This window comes from Pseudomonas fluorescens (genome assembly GCF_001307155.1).
Classification (GTDB): Bacteria; Pseudomonadota; Gammaproteobacteria; order Pseudomonadales; family Pseudomonadaceae; genus Aquipseudomonas; species Aquipseudomonas helvetica.
In genome coordinates this window covers 4,492,071-4,506,310 of sequence record NZ_CP012830.1, presented here as the reverse complement: position 1 = coordinate 4,506,310, position 14,240 = coordinate 4,492,071, and the positions used below count along the sequence as shown (strand labels likewise).

General features: G+C 58.6%; 18 protein-coding genes and 1 tRNA gene. 10 read left to right on the top strand and 9 right to left on the bottom strand.

Annotated elements, in window-relative coordinates:
- Positions 1-61 precede the first annotated feature (61 nt).
- Entirely contained in the window at positions 62-271 is a 210-nt protein-coding gene (locus AO353_RS20535; protein WP_054596606.1) for a hypothetical protein, read from the top strand.
- A gap of 6 nt (positions 272-277) precedes the next feature.
- Here AO353_RS20535 and AO353_RS20530 read toward each other — a convergent pair whose 3' ends face one another.
- Entirely contained in the window at positions 278-511 is a 234-nt protein-coding gene (locus AO353_RS20530) for a hypothetical protein (RefSeq protein ID WP_054596605.1), read from the bottom strand.
- A gap of 253 nt (positions 512-764) precedes the next feature.
- Here AO353_RS20530 and AO353_RS20525 point away from each other — a divergent pair.
- Positions 765-840 (top strand) — tRNA-Asn (locus AO353_RS20525).
- Positions 841-951: 111 nt separating this feature from the next.
- Here AO353_RS20525 and nadE read toward each other — a convergent pair.
- The 3 genes from nadE to AO353_RS20510 are packed head-to-tail and all read right to left on the bottom strand — an operon-like array spanning position 952 to position 3,671.
- On the bottom strand, positions 952-1,782 hold the full coding sequence (nadE, locus tag AO353_RS20520; RefSeq protein WP_054596604.1) for an ammonia-dependent NAD(+) synthetase: 831 nt from the start codon (positions 1,780-1,782) through the stop codon (positions 952-954).
- A 1-nt stretch (position 1,783) separates the two neighbouring features.
- Positions 1,784-3,013: a nicotinate phosphoribosyltransferase gene (gene pncB / locus AO353_RS20515; RefSeq protein WP_054596603.1), complete on the bottom strand. Its 1,230-nt coding sequence runs from the start codon at positions 3,011-3,013 to the stop codon at positions 1,784-1,786.
- Between the two features lie 10 nt (positions 3,014-3,023).
- Complete coding sequence (locus AO353_RS20510; RefSeq protein WP_054596602.1) at positions 3,024-3,671, bottom strand: isochorismatase family protein; 648 nt, start codon at positions 3,669-3,671, stop codon at positions 3,024-3,026.
- A gap of 190 nt (positions 3,672-3,861) precedes the next feature.
- On the opposite strand from AO353_RS20510, the gene AO353_RS20505 reads away from it, so the two are divergent.
- The 3 genes from AO353_RS20505 to AO353_RS20495 are packed head-to-tail and all read left to right on the top strand — an operon-like array spanning position 3,862 to position 5,637.
- Positions 3,862-4,407 carry an adenylyltransferase/cytidyltransferase family protein gene (locus AO353_RS20505; RefSeq protein ID WP_054596601.1) on the top strand — a complete coding sequence of 182 codons (546 nt, stop codon included), beginning with the start codon at positions 3,862-3,864 and terminating at the stop codon, positions 4,405-4,407.
- 1 nt (position 4,408) lies between these two features.
- Positions 4,409-5,116, top strand: a complete 708-nt coding sequence (locus tag AO353_RS20500) for an NUDIX hydrolase (protein WP_054596600.1) — start codon at positions 4,409-4,411, stop codon at positions 5,114-5,116.
- An 8-nt stretch (positions 5,117-5,124) separates the two neighbouring features.
- Positions 5,125-5,637 carry an NUDIX hydrolase gene (locus AO353_RS20495; RefSeq protein WP_054596599.1) on the top strand — a complete coding sequence of 171 codons (513 nt, stop codon included), beginning with the start codon at positions 5,125-5,127 and terminating at the stop codon, positions 5,635-5,637.
- 134 nt (positions 5,638-5,771) lie between these two features.
- Here the strand turns inward: AO353_RS20495 and AO353_RS20490 are convergent, their stop codons facing one another.
- Entirely contained in the window at positions 5,772-7,292 is a 1,521-nt protein-coding gene (locus tag AO353_RS20490) for a nucleobase:cation symporter-2 family protein (protein ID WP_054596598.1), read from the bottom strand.
- 223 nt (positions 7,293-7,515) lie between these two features.
- On the opposite strand from AO353_RS20490, the gene AO353_RS20485 reads away from it, so the two are divergent.
- Together AO353_RS20485 and AO353_RS20480 are read left to right on the top strand one after the other, a co-directional pair.
- On the top strand, positions 7,516-7,797 hold the full coding sequence (locus AO353_RS20485; protein ID WP_054596597.1) for a BrnT family toxin: 282 nt from the start codon (positions 7,516-7,518) through the stop codon (positions 7,795-7,797).
- A gap of 3 nt (positions 7,798-7,800) precedes the next feature.
- On the top strand, positions 7,801-8,181 hold the full coding sequence (locus AO353_RS20480) for a BrnA antitoxin family protein (protein WP_054596596.1): 381 nt from the start codon (positions 7,801-7,803) through the stop codon (positions 8,179-8,181).
- Positions 8,182-8,189: 8 nt separating this feature from the next.
- On the opposite strand, the gene AO353_RS20475 is transcribed toward AO353_RS20480, so the two are convergent.
- From AO353_RS20475 to AO353_RS20465, 3 genes are all read right to left on the bottom strand, one after another.
- Positions 8,190-9,029: an arylamine N-acetyltransferase family protein gene (locus tag AO353_RS20475; RefSeq protein ID WP_054596595.1), complete on the bottom strand. Its 840-nt coding sequence runs from the start codon at positions 9,027-9,029 to the stop codon at positions 8,190-8,192.
- A gap of 14 nt (positions 9,030-9,043) precedes the next feature.
- Positions 9,044-9,943, bottom strand: a complete 900-nt coding sequence (gene bla / locus AO353_RS20470) for a class A beta-lactamase (RefSeq protein WP_054596594.1) — start codon at positions 9,941-9,943, stop codon at positions 9,044-9,046.
- 65 nt (positions 9,944-10,008) lie between these two features.
- Complete coding sequence (locus tag AO353_RS20465) at positions 10,009-11,580, bottom strand: sensor domain-containing diguanylate cyclase (protein WP_054596593.1); 1,572 nt, start codon at positions 11,578-11,580, stop codon at positions 10,009-10,011.
- Positions 11,581-11,712: 132 nt separating this feature from the next.
- Between AO353_RS20465 and AO353_RS20460 the strand changes: the two genes are divergently transcribed.
- The 3 genes from AO353_RS20460 to AO353_RS20450 are packed head-to-tail and all read left to right on the top strand — an operon-like array spanning position 11,713 to position 13,397.
- On the top strand, positions 11,713-12,327 hold the full coding sequence (locus AO353_RS20460; RefSeq protein WP_158246531.1) for a demethoxyubiquinone hydroxylase family protein: 615 nt from the start codon (positions 11,713-11,715) through the stop codon (positions 12,325-12,327).
- A gap of 51 nt (positions 12,328-12,378) precedes the next feature.
- A complete protein-coding gene (locus AO353_RS20455) occupies positions 12,379-13,032 on the top strand; it encodes an HAD family hydrolase (protein WP_054596591.1) in 654 nt (217 codons plus the stop codon).
- Positions 13,029-13,397 carry a DUF7079 family protein gene (locus tag AO353_RS20450; protein ID WP_054596590.1) on the top strand — a complete coding sequence of 123 codons (369 nt, stop codon included), beginning with the start codon at positions 13,029-13,031 and terminating at the stop codon, positions 13,395-13,397. The genes AO353_RS20455 and AO353_RS20450 overlap by 4 nt, the downstream gene beginning before the upstream one ends.
- A 71-nt stretch (positions 13,398-13,468) precedes the next feature.
- Here the strand turns inward: AO353_RS20450 and AO353_RS20445 are convergent, their stop codons facing one another.
- Complete coding sequence (locus AO353_RS20445) at positions 13,469-14,131, bottom strand: ribonuclease T2 family protein (RefSeq protein WP_054596589.1); 663 nt, start codon at positions 14,129-14,131, stop codon at positions 13,469-13,471.
- Between the last annotated feature and the right edge of the window lie 109 nt (positions 14,132-14,240).

Here is a 14,240-nt window from a genome sequence, read left to right as displayed (position 1 = left end):
GCAGCTCCTACATCAGCGTGTACACCCGAGAAACCGCGCATTTCACCTATTGAGAGATCTTATGAAAAACGATGACTTACGCGCTGACCGCGATGACGACCTGGACCTGGACCGCTTTGTGCCACGCAACCAGACCAAACGCAGCAGCGGGCTGGTGTGGCAGGTTGCCTTGGGCGTATTTCTCGGTGGCCTGGCCCTGTGGCTGGTGCAACTGGCCGCCACGTCGCTGTACGCCAAGTTCCTGCTCGGCACCTTCACCTTCGGCGGTTAAGGCCGATCAGCCCGCCAGTTCGCTCGAACGCTGACTGGCGGCGGCGTCATAAGCCACATACAGCGATTCGGCAACCTGGCTTTTGATCGCCTTGGTGCTTTCCAGCCCCAGCACAAACCCTTCAGCCTTGCCGCCAGCGCGATTCAACTCATCAGCGGTGCTCGCCTGAGCGATTGCATCGAAGAGTTTCTCGGCATGCGGCCCGACGCCTTTTGGCAGGCTGATCTGAGCAATGCTCATACGAACACCTCGCGCAGCATTGACGACGTGAGCAGTGGTTGGTGAGTCATGACGCGTACCTTTTCGGCTGAGGGCCGGCAGCGCGTGAAACCACTTCCGGGGGGCCATGGTAGACCTCCGCGACGATTCTGGTAACCGCCAATGGCTGACAACGCCCTCCTCGCCTGCAGAATCATCACCGCCCACCTGAAAATCTGCCATTCGAGCAATTGATGCTTGACTTGTCCTTTTTAATCAGTAACATACGGCGCATTCCGCGATAGCTCAGTTGGTAGAGCAAGTGACTGTTAATCACTGGGTCCCTGGTTCGAGTCCAGGTCGTGGAGCCAGACAGCACTATCGAAAAGCCCCTGAATCGAAAGATTCAGGGGCTTTTTTGTGGCTGATGGAAAATCAAAAGATCGTCCGAACACGGCCCGAACCTGCGGCAGCTTCAACATCTATGGCCGGGGGACACGAGGCAGTTCGCGTTTGTGAGCGGTTTTGATGTAGGCGCTTTCGATGATCTGCTGCGCCTGCTGCGACACCGCTTCGCCCATCAGATACGCATCGATTTCCTCGTAACTGCAACCATACGCCGCCTCATCCAGCTTGCCCGGTGCCAGGTCTTCCAGGTCGGCGGTCGGCGCCTTGCGCACCAGATGCGTCGGCGCGCCCAGGGCGTCGGCCAGCAACCGCACCTGGCTTTTGATCAACCCGGACAGCGGCGCCAGATCGCAGGCGCCGTCGCCGAATTTGGTGAAGAAACCCATCAGCGCTTCCGCACCATGATCGGTGCCGACCACCAACCCATTGCAGAAGTTGGCGATAGCGTATTGCGCCAGCATCCGCGCCCGAGCCTTGACGTTGCCTTTGGCAAAGTCGGTGAGTTCGGCCGAAGGCTGCAAACCATCGATGGCGATATTGACCATCAGGCCGTCGACACAGTCGGCAATGTTGCTGGTGGTGATCAGGTCCGGCTGGATGAAGTCCAGGGAGGCCTGGGCGTCACGTTCATCGGCCTGAGTCTTGTACGGCAGGCGCACGGCGATAAAGCGCGCCTCATGATCCTCGGCCCGCAACTGCTCCACCGCCAGCTGGCACAGGCGGCCGGCGGTCAGGGAGTCGACGCCGCCGCTGATACCGAGCACCAGGGCCTTGCAGCCCGACTCGCGCAGCACCTGTTTAATGAAATCGACACGACGGACGATTTCAGCGGCCTCGCCACCCTGGGCGAGTTGCCGGTCGATGCCCAGTTCCCGGGCAATGCGTTCTTGCCGTTGCATAGTCATATCAGGCCCCCAGTTGTGGATTGATCAGGCTGACGTTGAATACCTGGGCCGCGTAGCGCAGGAACGAGGCGTCTTCACAAACATTCTTGATCGGGTCGTCGGAGAACTTCACCACCGGCTCGCCATGCACCCGCACCAGCTTCATGACGATGCTCAGCGGCTCGACGCCCTCGACATCGCAAGCCAGGCTGGTGCCCATGCCGAAACCGAATCTGGCCTTGCCACGCACATGGCGCAGGATTGGCAGGCACTTCTCGAAGTTGAGGCCGTCGGAGAACATCAGGTCCTTGGTTCTTGGATCGATGCCCAGCTCCTTGTAACGCCCCAGCACCTTGTCGGCCCAGACGATCGGGTCACCGGAATCCTGACGCAGGCCGTCATAGAGCTTGGCGAAGTACAGGTCGAAATCCTTGAGGAAGAAGTCGGTGCTGATGCAGTCGGTGAGCGCAATCCCCAGCCTGCCACGGTACTCACGCACCCAGTTTTCCAGTGCGGCGTTCTGGCTCTCGCGCAACCGCCCGAGTTGCTGGTGAACCATCAGCCATTGGTGGGCCATGGTGCCGATCAGCGGCAGGTCGAACTCGTAGGCCAGGTGAGCATTGCTGGTACCGACGAACACCCCGGGGAAGTCACTGCGCATGACGTTGACCACTTCGCGCTGGGCCCTGAACGACAGGCGCCGGCGGGTGGAGAAGTCCGAAACGCGAAACTCGGCGAGCTCTTCGCGGCTGGCGTTTTTTTCCAGCCATTCGAACTTCTGGTACAGCTTGCGGGTCACGTCGGCCAGCTCGACTTCCGGATACTTCTCGCGGTTGCGCAGTTCACTGACCATCGCCAGCACCGGCTGCTCGAACATGATGCAGTGCAACATCGGACCACGGACGCGGATGTGCAGTTGGCCGTCGACTTCCGACACGTGGATGTAGCGCAGGTTGAAGCGAAACAGACCGAGGAACTGTTCAAAGTCCGGTGTCAGGTATTCACGGAAACGCTTATTGAACAGAAACCGCTGCTCACCTTCGCGCAACTGCAGGCCAGCGAGCTTCTCCAGCTCATCGCGAATGTCCGGAATCAGGTGCCCGAGCCGCTCTTTCGAACGCACGATGAACTGGTATTCCACCTCGACGTTCGGGTGCTGGTGCAGCACCGCCTGCATCATGGTGAAGGTGTAGTAGTCGGTATCCAGAAGACTCTGGATGACGCCGTTGCTGCTATCGAATGCACTTTCCATGTTTTCTTCCTTATGCGCTTGCCAGACTGGCGGTTTCTTCGCGGGTCGCGGTCACCGAGATTCCCGCTTGTTGCATGTCTTGAATGGCTTGAGTCGCACCCTCCTCACTAATGGCCCGGCAGGCCGGCAAGTGGATGATCACCTTGAAACCGGCAGCGGCCAGTTGCAGGGCGGTGGTCTTGACGCAGAAGTCCAGCGCCAGGCCTCCGACGATGACCTGCTTCACACCCTGGCTGTTCAGGTACTCGATCACGCCGGTGGAGAGCTTGGCGTGCAGGTCGTGGTAGCAGGCGCCGTAAGGGTGCAGGTCCGGCTCGACACCCTTCCAGACGAAGTAGTCGTAGTCGTACGGGGTCGGCAACTCGTCCAGCAGGGTGAAGCCTTCAGTGCCAGGGACACAGTGGCTGACCCAAGTGATATCGGCGTGTTCGAGGCCGGTCGACTGGAACATTTGCGAGTGCTCGGCCACCACCCACGGGGCCTGAGCCGTATGAGCGTCCTTGCTGCCGACACGCAGGCTGGCCAGGGTGGCCATGAAGTTCAGCTCGCTGCCGATCTGCTCGCCGCCCGCCACGGGCAGCTCATCAGGGCACAACGGCGTGAAGCTCTTTTGCGCATCAACATCGAAGGAAGCGGTTTTCAGGGGCTGACTGTTCATGTCGGGTCTCTCCTTTGCATGGATCAAAAAGTACACGTCATGTACTTTCATTGCAATACCCGATCATGAAAATATTTTTACCGCGAAGAATCCCGCCTATTATCTGTATGCATGTGAGCAATGGGAGATGGTTTCGTCTGAACGGATTCGGTGATAAGGTACACGTCATGTACTAACAGGGAGATCAGCCATGTATGAAATAGCCCTCTACGGCGGCGCCTTCAACCCTCCTCACGCCGGGCACGCCCAGGTGATGATCGAAGCCTCATGCCAGGCCAGGCGTCTGCTGGTGGCCCCCAGCTTCAGGCACCCTTACGGCAAACGAATGGCCGACTATGAACTGCGCCTGAACTGGCTGGAATCGATCGTCGAGCACGTACAGCCGCTTTGCTGCGCGGAAGTGCGTGCCAGCCGGGTCGAACAGATCGTGGCGCGCGGCGTCGAAGGTCCGATCTACAGCTACACCCTGCTCGCCCATCTCGCCGACAGCCTGGCCATGGACGGTAAACAGATCGCCCTGGTGGTCGGCCAGGATGTGGCTGACCTGCTGCCAACCTTCTATCGCGGCCCGGAGTTGCTGGAGCGCTTTTCCATCATCTGCGTCGAGGAACAAATCCATGTGCGCAGTACGGTGCTGCGCGAACGGCTGGCCTTGGGCGAGTCGCTGCCCACCCACTGGATGGCACCCGGCATGGATCCGGTAAACTATGACCTCTACGCTGCCCACGGAAGCTGACATGCCAGACCGCATCCCCCCTCCAAGCGCTTACCTGCACACCATCGACCTTTGTGTGCTGCGCTATTGCCGGGAAACCCAGGCGCTGGAAATCCTCCTGAACCGCCGCGAAACCGAACCGTTCGCCGGCCATTGGGCACTCCCCGGGATCGTGGTCAATGGCGGGGTCGAAGACCTCACGCTGAACGACGCCGTGGAGCGCCTGCGCGCCTCGAAAAAAGTCGGCATGCCGCTGGCCTGGATCGAGCAGGTCGGCACGGTCGGCGACGCGTTCCGCGATCCGCGCTGCTGGTCGTCGTCGACCTTCTACCTCGCCATCGTCAGCGATGCGGTCCCGCCGGCCGAACACCAGGGATTTTTCCCGCTCAAAGACGTGGCCGAAGCCTCGACCAGACTGCCCTTCGATCACAACAGCCTGGTGGCCTCGGTGCAGGAGCGCCTGTTCTCCAAGTCGTTGTACAGCAGCCTGCCGTTGATGTTCCTCGGCAACGAATTCAGCGCGCCCGAAGCGGTGAGCATATTCTCCCTGGTGCTTGAACGACCGGTGCTCAAGACCAGCATCCGCCAACGCCTGCTGAAGATGATCGAGGCCGGCTACCTGCAAGAGACCGGGCGCAAAAAAAGCGGCGACGGTGGCCGCCCGCAAGCCACGCTGGAAAACCTCAAACCCGCCAACCTCTACCTTTTCGATCGCTGCTTTCTGGAGTAATACCGCGCATGAAGCCTGTCACCGAATCCCAGTGCCTGCTGGAAACCCCATACTTCAACGTGGTCCGCGAGAACGGCTACTTCATCATCAAGGAAGCCCGGGCTATCAACGGCGTGGTGGCCGTACCGACCCTTGAAGACGGCCGGTTGATGCTGGTCAACCTCAAGCGCCGGGCCATTGGCGGGATGTCCATCGAGTTCCCGCGGGGCGCCATCGACGAGAACGAAACCGCCTGCGACGCGGTGGCCCGCGAGCTGCTGGAGGAAACGGGCTGGCAGGCGTTGAAGGTCAAGGAGTTGGGCTTGCTGCACAGCAACACATCGCTGATTGCCAGTGCGGTTGCGGTGTGCCAGGTCTACCTCGATACACAAGCCACCGACACAACCGATGGCGAGGTGGATGATCTTTTGTTCATCACCCGCCAGGAACTGATGGCCATGATCACCGCCGGCCAGATCACCGATGGCCACACGCTCTCGGCGGCAATGATGCTGATCGCCAGCGAGGCCAGTCGCCCCTAGCCCTCCACTGCGACTTGTCGACTGTCAGTCGGAATGCGCCATGCAAAAAGGGCAGAAGGGATGCGATCCCCTCTGCCCTTCTGTTTATCGATTGTGAGCGCGTCGTCGGTCAGGCGCCGCTCTGCACAGTGTCGTCAGACATGCTCACCGCTTTTGGCATGCTCCGCATGATGCTCCGTCGGGCCGTGGGATGAATCCACCACCACCGGGACTTCGTTACCGTCGCAGTCATGCAGCTTGCCGCGACTGAAGTAATCCCCTTCGCGCAACGCCGCCAGATCCTGGAAACGCAAGGTCCGTTCGGTGCCGGCAGCAAAGACCGACTGCTGGTCCGAGTTACCGGTGGTGAAGTGGTTAAAGGTCAGGTTGAGTGCGATCGCCATGATCGCCGACGAGCTGATGCCGGAATGGAAGATGGTCGCAAACCAGCCAGGGAAGTGATCGTAGAAGTTGGGAGCGGCGATGGGGATCATGCCGAAGCCGATGGAAGTGGCGACGATGATCAGGTTCACGTTGTTGCGGTAATCGACCTTGGACAGCGTACGTATACCACTCGCCGCCACGGTGCCAAACAGCACGATACCGGCACCGCCGAGGACGGATGTCGGCACAGCGGCGATCACGCGCCCCATCACCGGCAACAGCCCGAGCACCACCAGGAACACCCCGCCGGTGGCCACCACATAGCGGCTCTTGATCCCGGTCACCGCCACCAGCCCGACGTTCTGGGCAAAGGCACTTTGAGTGAAGGAGCCAAAGATCGGCGCGATCATGCTCGACAGCATGTCAGCCCGCAGCCCATTGCCCAGACGCCTGGAATCAACCTTGGTGCCAATGATTTCACCGACCGCCAGAATGTCCGCAGAGGTTTCCACCAGCGTCACCATGATCACAATGCACATCGACAGGATCGCTGCGAAGTGGAAGGTCGGCATGCCGAAGTGGAACGGTGCCGGGAAGCCAAACATCGGCCCCTGAGTCACCGTCGAAAAGTCGGCCATGCCAAGGAACACCGCAATCACCGTACCGATCACCATGGCCAACAGAATCGACAAGCGGGAGATCGTGGCGCTGCCGATCTTGCTCAACATCAGCACCAGTGCCAGCGTCAATGCCGCCAGCCCGATATTCGCCATGCTGCCGAAGCTTTCGGCGTGGCTGTTACCGCCCATGGCCCAGCGCGCTGCCACCGGCATCAGCGTCAGGCCGATGGTGGTGATCACGATACCGGTGACCAACGGCGGGAAGAACTTGGTAATTCGAGAGAACACCGGCGTGATCAGCAGCCCGATCAGCGAGGCGGCGACCACCGCCCCCAGAATCGACTGAAAACCGCCCTCACCACCGCTGCCGACAATCGCCACCATGGTCGCGACACCCGAGAACGAAACGCCCTGAACCAGCGGCAACTGACAGCCGAAAAACGGTAATCCGAGGGTTTGCAGCAATGTCGCCAAGCCCCCCGCAAACAGTGACGCCGCAATCAACAAACCGATGTCGGCCGGAGAAAGCCCGGCCGCCTGGCCGATGATCAGTGGTACCGCAACGATACCGCCATACATGGTCAGAACGTGTTGCAGGCCGTAAGCCATATTCGCGCCGACCCCGAGGTTTTCATCCTCAGGCCGCTGGTGTGAAACAGAGGGCGTTTTCATCGTGAGGGGGTTCCCTGGTTTTTGTTATGCGCACACTGTATTCAATACTCAAGACAAATGTCTATAGAGTTGTATACAGTTTGCCGGCCGGTATTTGCAGTCCCACATCAAAACCTTGAAATAGTTCTTCCCTCGGCCCCTCCCCCACGACGACTAACGTTCAAGTCTCTTCAGCGATCAACGGTTCACTCGCTGCCTTTTTTATACATATAAAGTATGCATAATTAAGACGTTCGACATTCAGTACGACGAAGTAAAAAACGCTGCAAACAAAAGGAAGCACAAGGGCATCAGTCTCGCCGACACAGAACCGCTTTTCTACGACAACAATGCCCTGACGCTCCTGGACAGCGACCATGATGAGCAACGGTGGATCGTTATGGGTAAGGATGCTGTGGGCCGGGTACTGGTGGTTGTCTACACCTACCGCGATCCGAACTTCGTTCGAATCATTTCTGCTCGCATCGCCACCCACAATGAGCGCCGCCAATACCTGGAGGCTTGAACCATGAAAGAAGAATACGACTTCAGCAGCGCCAAACGTGGGCCGGTTGCCGCCAGTAAAGGCAAGACCCGCATCACCATCATGCTCGATGACGCCGTGATAGAGGCAGCACGCGAGCTCGCAGAGAGTGCGGGATATGGCTATCAGACCGTGATCAACAATACCTTGCGCCAAGCCTTGCTGAACGCAAAAGGTCAGGGTCCGACGCCTGCCTCTGCCATTGACGCAGGCATCAAACACCTGAAGAAGGGCATTACCGCTGCTGAACTGAAATCACTGGAGCAGACGTTGAGTGTGGCAGCCAGTGAAATCAACCGGATGCTCGAAGCCGAGCACAGCCCGAAGGCAAAACCCAAAGCGACTCGAACACTGAACCATGCCTGACGCAGCGCTCAGTCAGGTCTTTCGCTTGAGCTGACCAGCTGCGCCAGCACCTGCCTCAACTCTGGATGCTGCGGCACGCGAATGTCGAACTCGCGCTCCAGCACCGCAATCACTTCATCAGCATTCGTGAGCTGCCGGCGCTCGCTCTCCTGGCCCATCCGGTGAATGGCATAGCTGCCGTTGTTGAGCGTGCGGCGCATCCCTGGCCCGGTGCGCGCCACCTTCAATTGCCCCCGAAACGGAGAGTCGGGATGGGTCGAGGCATACCAGTTGCCGATCTGGTAATCGATGTCTGACTGAACCTGAAGATCGAACACATACATCGGCCGCCACTCGCCCGCGACCTTCGCGCGCAACGCGTAGCTGCTGTCCTGGCGAACGATGCGGTACGGTTCATGACCGGTCGGCTGCTCCTCTTCAGTATCAAGGCGCAGCGGCGCCGTGGGTACCATGCCGCCGAAGCCGACATCCGCGATGTAACGAACCCCGTCCAGGGTGACCAGGCTCAAGCGGTGAGTGCGCGCGGTCAACGCGTCTTCAGGACCGCCCATCACCACCCGCCCGGTGATCCCTCGGGCTTCGAACCCCAGTTGCTGAAGCAGGGCTAGGAACATGTTGTTGAGTTCGTAACAGTAGCCGCCTCGCCCATCATGCAGGACTTTGCGCTCGACCGAAGGCAGGTCGATGGGCACCGGAACCCACAACATCGTCGACAGGGTTTCAAAAGGGAACGTTGCGGTATGACGCGACTGCAACTCGCGAAGGGTGTCGAGCGTGGGCGACGGCGGCGTGTCATAACCGAGGCGTTTCAGGTAGAGGTCAACGTTCGATAGTTCAGCCTGAATCATCAATGGCTCCTTGCTCAGGACACGTGCGCCATCACCAAACGGGTGGCAGACGCCAGAACATCACGACGCGCTTCGGCGTCTTTTTGATGTTGGGTGAAGTAAACCGCGAGCACCACGGGTGCGCCTGTCTGTGGCCAAAGCACCGCCACATCGTTTGTGGTGCCGTAGTCGCCGCTACCGGTTTTATCGCCGACGATCCAACCCGTCGGTGTGCCGGCCCGAATGCTCGCATCGCCAGTGGTGTTGCCCTTGAGCCAGGTCACCAACTGCTCGCGCTGTGGCGTTGCCAACGCATCACCCAGCACCACTTTCTGCACGCTGGCGGCCATCGCTGCCGGTGTCGTGGTATCACGCTGATCTTCAGGAATGGCCGTATTCAACTCCGGCTCCTGGCGATCCAGCCGGAACGCCGGATCACCCAGGCCTTTGGCAAACAGGTTAACCGCTGCCACTCCACCTAACTCCTTGATCAACAAGTTGGCGGCAGTGTTATCGCTGTATTGCAACGTGGCGGCGCACAGCTGCGCGATGCTCATGCCCTGTTCCAGATTCTGTTTGGCGATGGGGGCGTAAGACAGCAGGTCGGCTTCAGCATAGGCAATATGCTTTTCCAGCAACCCCGGCTCAGCCATGCTTTTGTGCAACACCGCTGCGGCCAACATCAACTTGAAAGTACTGCAGAACGGAAAACGCTCACCGCCCCGATACTGAATCTCGTGACCATTGGCAGTGTTGATCAAGGCAACGCCCAATCGACCTTTCGCACTGTTCTCCAACTCGGCAAGTTTCTTGTACAACTCGGCCAGCGGTTTATCCGCAGCCGAAGCGTTAGCCCAGGCCGGAACGACCAGTGTGATCAATGGCAGTGTCAGACCTGCCTTCAACAATGAACGTCGCGAAGGTGAATACTTCATGTGGTGCCTCATAAAAAACAAACATTACAGGCGGGTCCACTGTGCAACCGCGCCCCGCCCTTTCATCAGACTTCTGGATGCACGACCACTTCAGGATTTCCTTCCATCGACATTACCACCGTGCGGTTTCGACCCAAGTTTTTCGCCTGATACAACGCCGCGTCTGCCCGCTCGATAAACATTTCGATGCTATCCCCGTCTTTGGGCACAAACGCATAACAGCCCAGGCTCACCGTCAGATGCCCCGAAGGCGCGCCTGAATGGATGATGTGCTTGTCCTTGAGACTGTGGCGGATCTGCTCGGCAATCGTAAAGGCGCCGTGAATGTCCGTGTCGGGCAACAGCACCGCAAACTCTTCACCGCCATAACGCACCGCCAGGTCGGATTTGCGCAGACAACAACTGTTTACCGCGCGCGCCACTTCCGCCAGGCACTGATCCCCCGCCACATGACCGTAGGCATCGTTGTAACGTTTGAAAAAATCGATATCGAGCATGATCAGGCTCAACGAACTCTGTTGGCGCGCACCCCGTGCAAATTCGATGTCCAGCGCCCGCTCGAACAGCCGACGATTCGCCAACCCGGTCAGGCTATCGTGAGTCGCGATCACTTCCAGCTGCTCTTGCGCAGTCCGCAAATCCGCCTCGATAAGCTCACCATTGCGAACCTGCAGCACAAATACCCAACCGAACAAACCTACACCGAGCACCACCAGGGCGACGACGACGCTGGATTGATAGGCGTTGGCGTACCAGCCCCGAAGAATCGTCTCCTTCGGGGTCGCCGCGGCAACCACCAGCGGGTAGGCGTCCAACTGACGATAGCCATATAGCCGGATCACGTTATCCACCACCGAACGGATCATCCCATTGCCGAAACTGGCATGGGGCAGGTACTTCTGGAAAATATCCCCATGTGCCAGAGACTCGCCTATTCGCGCTTCCTCGAACGGTCGCCTGGCCAGCAGCGTACCGTCCGACAACGCCAGAAACATCACGCCGTTGTCATCGATGCTGAAGCTCTTGAAGAACTGATCGAAGTACGACAGCTTGATCCCGGCCAGCAGCACGCCCTGGAACTCGCCATGCGGGTCGTTTATCCGCCGGGAAATCGGAATGATCCACTCGCCATTCTGCCGGCTACGAATCGCCGGCCCAATGTGCGCGAGCAAGGTAGGATTCTGCTGATGGAACTTGAAGTAGTCGCGATCGGCCACACCTCCGCGACGCGGCAAGTCATCAAACGATGTCACCACCCACTGGCCGTTTTTATCGAACAGAAACAGCCCGTGTAACTGCTCGAGCGCCTGCACCCGACGTGCGAAGATCTGTTGCAGCCGCGGGTTCTGCATTACGCCAAAACCCTCTGCCTGAATCCAGTCGACCAGGCTGGTCATCACCAGGTCCGCGCCCAAAAACGTGTCTTGCGCCTGCTGCGCCATCGCCCGCGTCAGGTTCGACGACGCCACCTCAGCCAACGACAAATCGTAGCGCCGGGACTGTTCCAGTTGCAGGTAAAGCAAACCACACAAACACAGGCAAACCGCCGCAACAAACATCATCGCAGCCTTGCGCAGCGGCAGGCGTTTAAGCGGGCCGCCGGGGGTGTAATGAGGGTCGTGAATGGGGGTAGGCAAAAGCGTCATCCTTGAAGGGTAAGGCATGAGCAAAAGCCCAGATCCCTTAATGGCGGGGGAGCTTAGCCTACAGGAGTGATGAGGGGCAATTGTGGTGCTAGCCATAACCCCCGCTTCTTGTTTTCTCCTGTAATGTTCAACGCATTTGTTGATGCTCGTTTGAAACGCCAATGCTTCCCACCAAAACTGCCCTGTGAGTGTCCACGCTCGATGAAATATAAAGACAGCACGGCATCGCTGGACACCGCCAGAAAAATTCTCAAGGTGAACCACGCCGGGGAATTCGGCGCTATCAACATTTACCGATCGCAGATCTTTGTATCGCGCCTGCTACGCAAAGACTACGTGCCTCTTCTGGAAAGCTTCATGGAAGACGAAAAACGTCACATGAACCGGTTCTGGGAAGAGATACAGCGCCGCAACGGCATCAAGTGCAAGAGCTACTGGCTCTGCGGTGCCGGGGGTTGGTTCATGGGTTTTATCTCGGCACTGCTCGGCAAAAGCGGCGTCATGGCCTGCACCTGGGCCGTGGAATCGGTCGTGGTGAGCCATTTGAAAAACCAGCTCTCCTACCTTGAAAGCCGGAACGATCTGGCGGCCTATGAAACGGTCCAGTCGATTCTGGAAGATGAGGAAAACCACCGCGATACCGGTCGAGTCGAGGGCGGCAGCGCGCTGCTGTATGGGCCGTTCAGATGGATGATCAGTTTGTTTACGGAGGGTGTCATTCGGTTTGGGATGCGGTAAAACAAGGGCTCCCTAAAACCGTCTACACAAGCCAATCCATGGAGGAAAAGCATGAACACTCTGAACCGCCCCGCAACCATCAACACCGTTGTGTTCGACCTCGGCAACGTCCTGATTCGCTGGAACCCAAGAAACCTTTACCGGAAGATCTTCGGCGAAGACGTACAGGCCATGGAGACTTTTCTTTCCGAGGTCTGCCCTCCCGAGTGGAACGAGCGCCAGGACGCAGGCCGGTCGTGGCAGGAAGGGGTCGAGGAAGCCATCGCGCGGCATCCGTCGCAAGAGGCGCTGATTCGTGCGTACCACGAGCGCTGGGAAGAGACACTCGGCGGCGTACTGGAAGAGAGCGTGCAGATCCTCGATGAACTGCACGCCAAAGGCGTCCGCCTGCTGGCCCTGACCAACTGGTCCGCCGAAACCTTCCCGATTGCCCTTCAGCGCTTTCCCTTTCTGCAGACATTCGAGGGCATTCTGGTGTCCGGCGAAGAAGGTCTCATCAAGCCCGACCCGGCGATCTTCCAGCTACTGAAATCTCGCTACCGGTTCGAAGGTCACCATGCGGTGTTTATCGATGATCACGCGCCGAACATCGCAGGTGCACGTCAGGAAGGCTTCAATGCGCTGCAGTTCACCAGTGCCGCGCAACTGCGCAAAGACCTGGCAGCGCTGGGGTTGCCCGTGCTTGTGCAGAATGAACCGGCATGACCAACTACCCGCCCTTAAGCCCTGAGGATAAAACCAAAATCCGCTGTGCACTGGCTGACGCTTTCGTTGACACCGCGGTGGACTATGCCTACATCGCACGGCAAATCCAGGGTTACGACATAGCGCTGGTCGAAGAGATTTTCTTCTCGCAAGTGACTGCTGCCTGCCACTGGAATGCGCAAACGCCAATCCCTCCAATCTGGACAGGGTTTGATGATGAGTGGCTGGAAGCTGAAATCGAAGAAATCCTCCGAGCTCGTAGAGAAAGCTGGCTCAAACGAAATGTCGATAAGCTGCTGGTCATTTGGTGGCGATTCAGGTTCAAAGACTTCTGGCTGGAAATCAAGAATAGCGTGCCAGAGTAAGCGAACTTACCAAGCAAAATGGGCGACCGAGGTCGCCCATTTTTATGCCAACAAATCGACAACACCCCCCATCAACGCATTGGCGGAACCCGAATATCACCTGCTCGACACTGACTTTTCACGCCCTTGCCGCAAGACCCGAACGACAAGTCCTTGCCCAGGCACACGCGCACTTCCGACAACTCGGGTCCGTTGCAGACAATCGCGATGCCATCCGCTGGAATCCCGGGGTTGCTCTGACGGAACATCTGCGCAATTTCCTGCGCCGGGAAGTAGATCTCGGTGCTCAAGGGCTTCAGCTTATCCGGGATTTTCACCGTGCCAACCGCCTTGTCCGCCATATCCAGATAACCCGAGGCACCAAGACCGCTGCAGGTGCCGTGCTTGGACCATTCATGCTGAAGCAATTTTGGCGTCACAAACAGCGTCAGCCCTTGTTTTTGCTCCGCTGGCGACAACGGCACCATCGGCGGACACGACTCCGGCCAACCGCCCTTGGCGTACTGCGGCCATAGACCGTGAAGGACAAAGCCATAGCCTTTGCCCGAGCATTGCGGGTTGTTCTGATGAGTCAGGCAAAACGTCGGCGACCAGGACAGCGTCAGCAGGTAGTAATCAAACACCCCCGCCACCGACTCGGTCTGCTGCTTATCGCGATGGGACCGAGCGTCGCTCATGCCGACGCTGCCAATCGTCAGCGCAAAGAGCGCAACCAGTGCATACAGTTTTTTCATTAACCCTCTCCCCGGAGGCGAATCGGTTGGTTGCCTCATTGTCGAGCTGACGTTTAATGCCAGCACGATTCTGCTCACACGGACATTTCAACCACCTGTTGCTCACAAC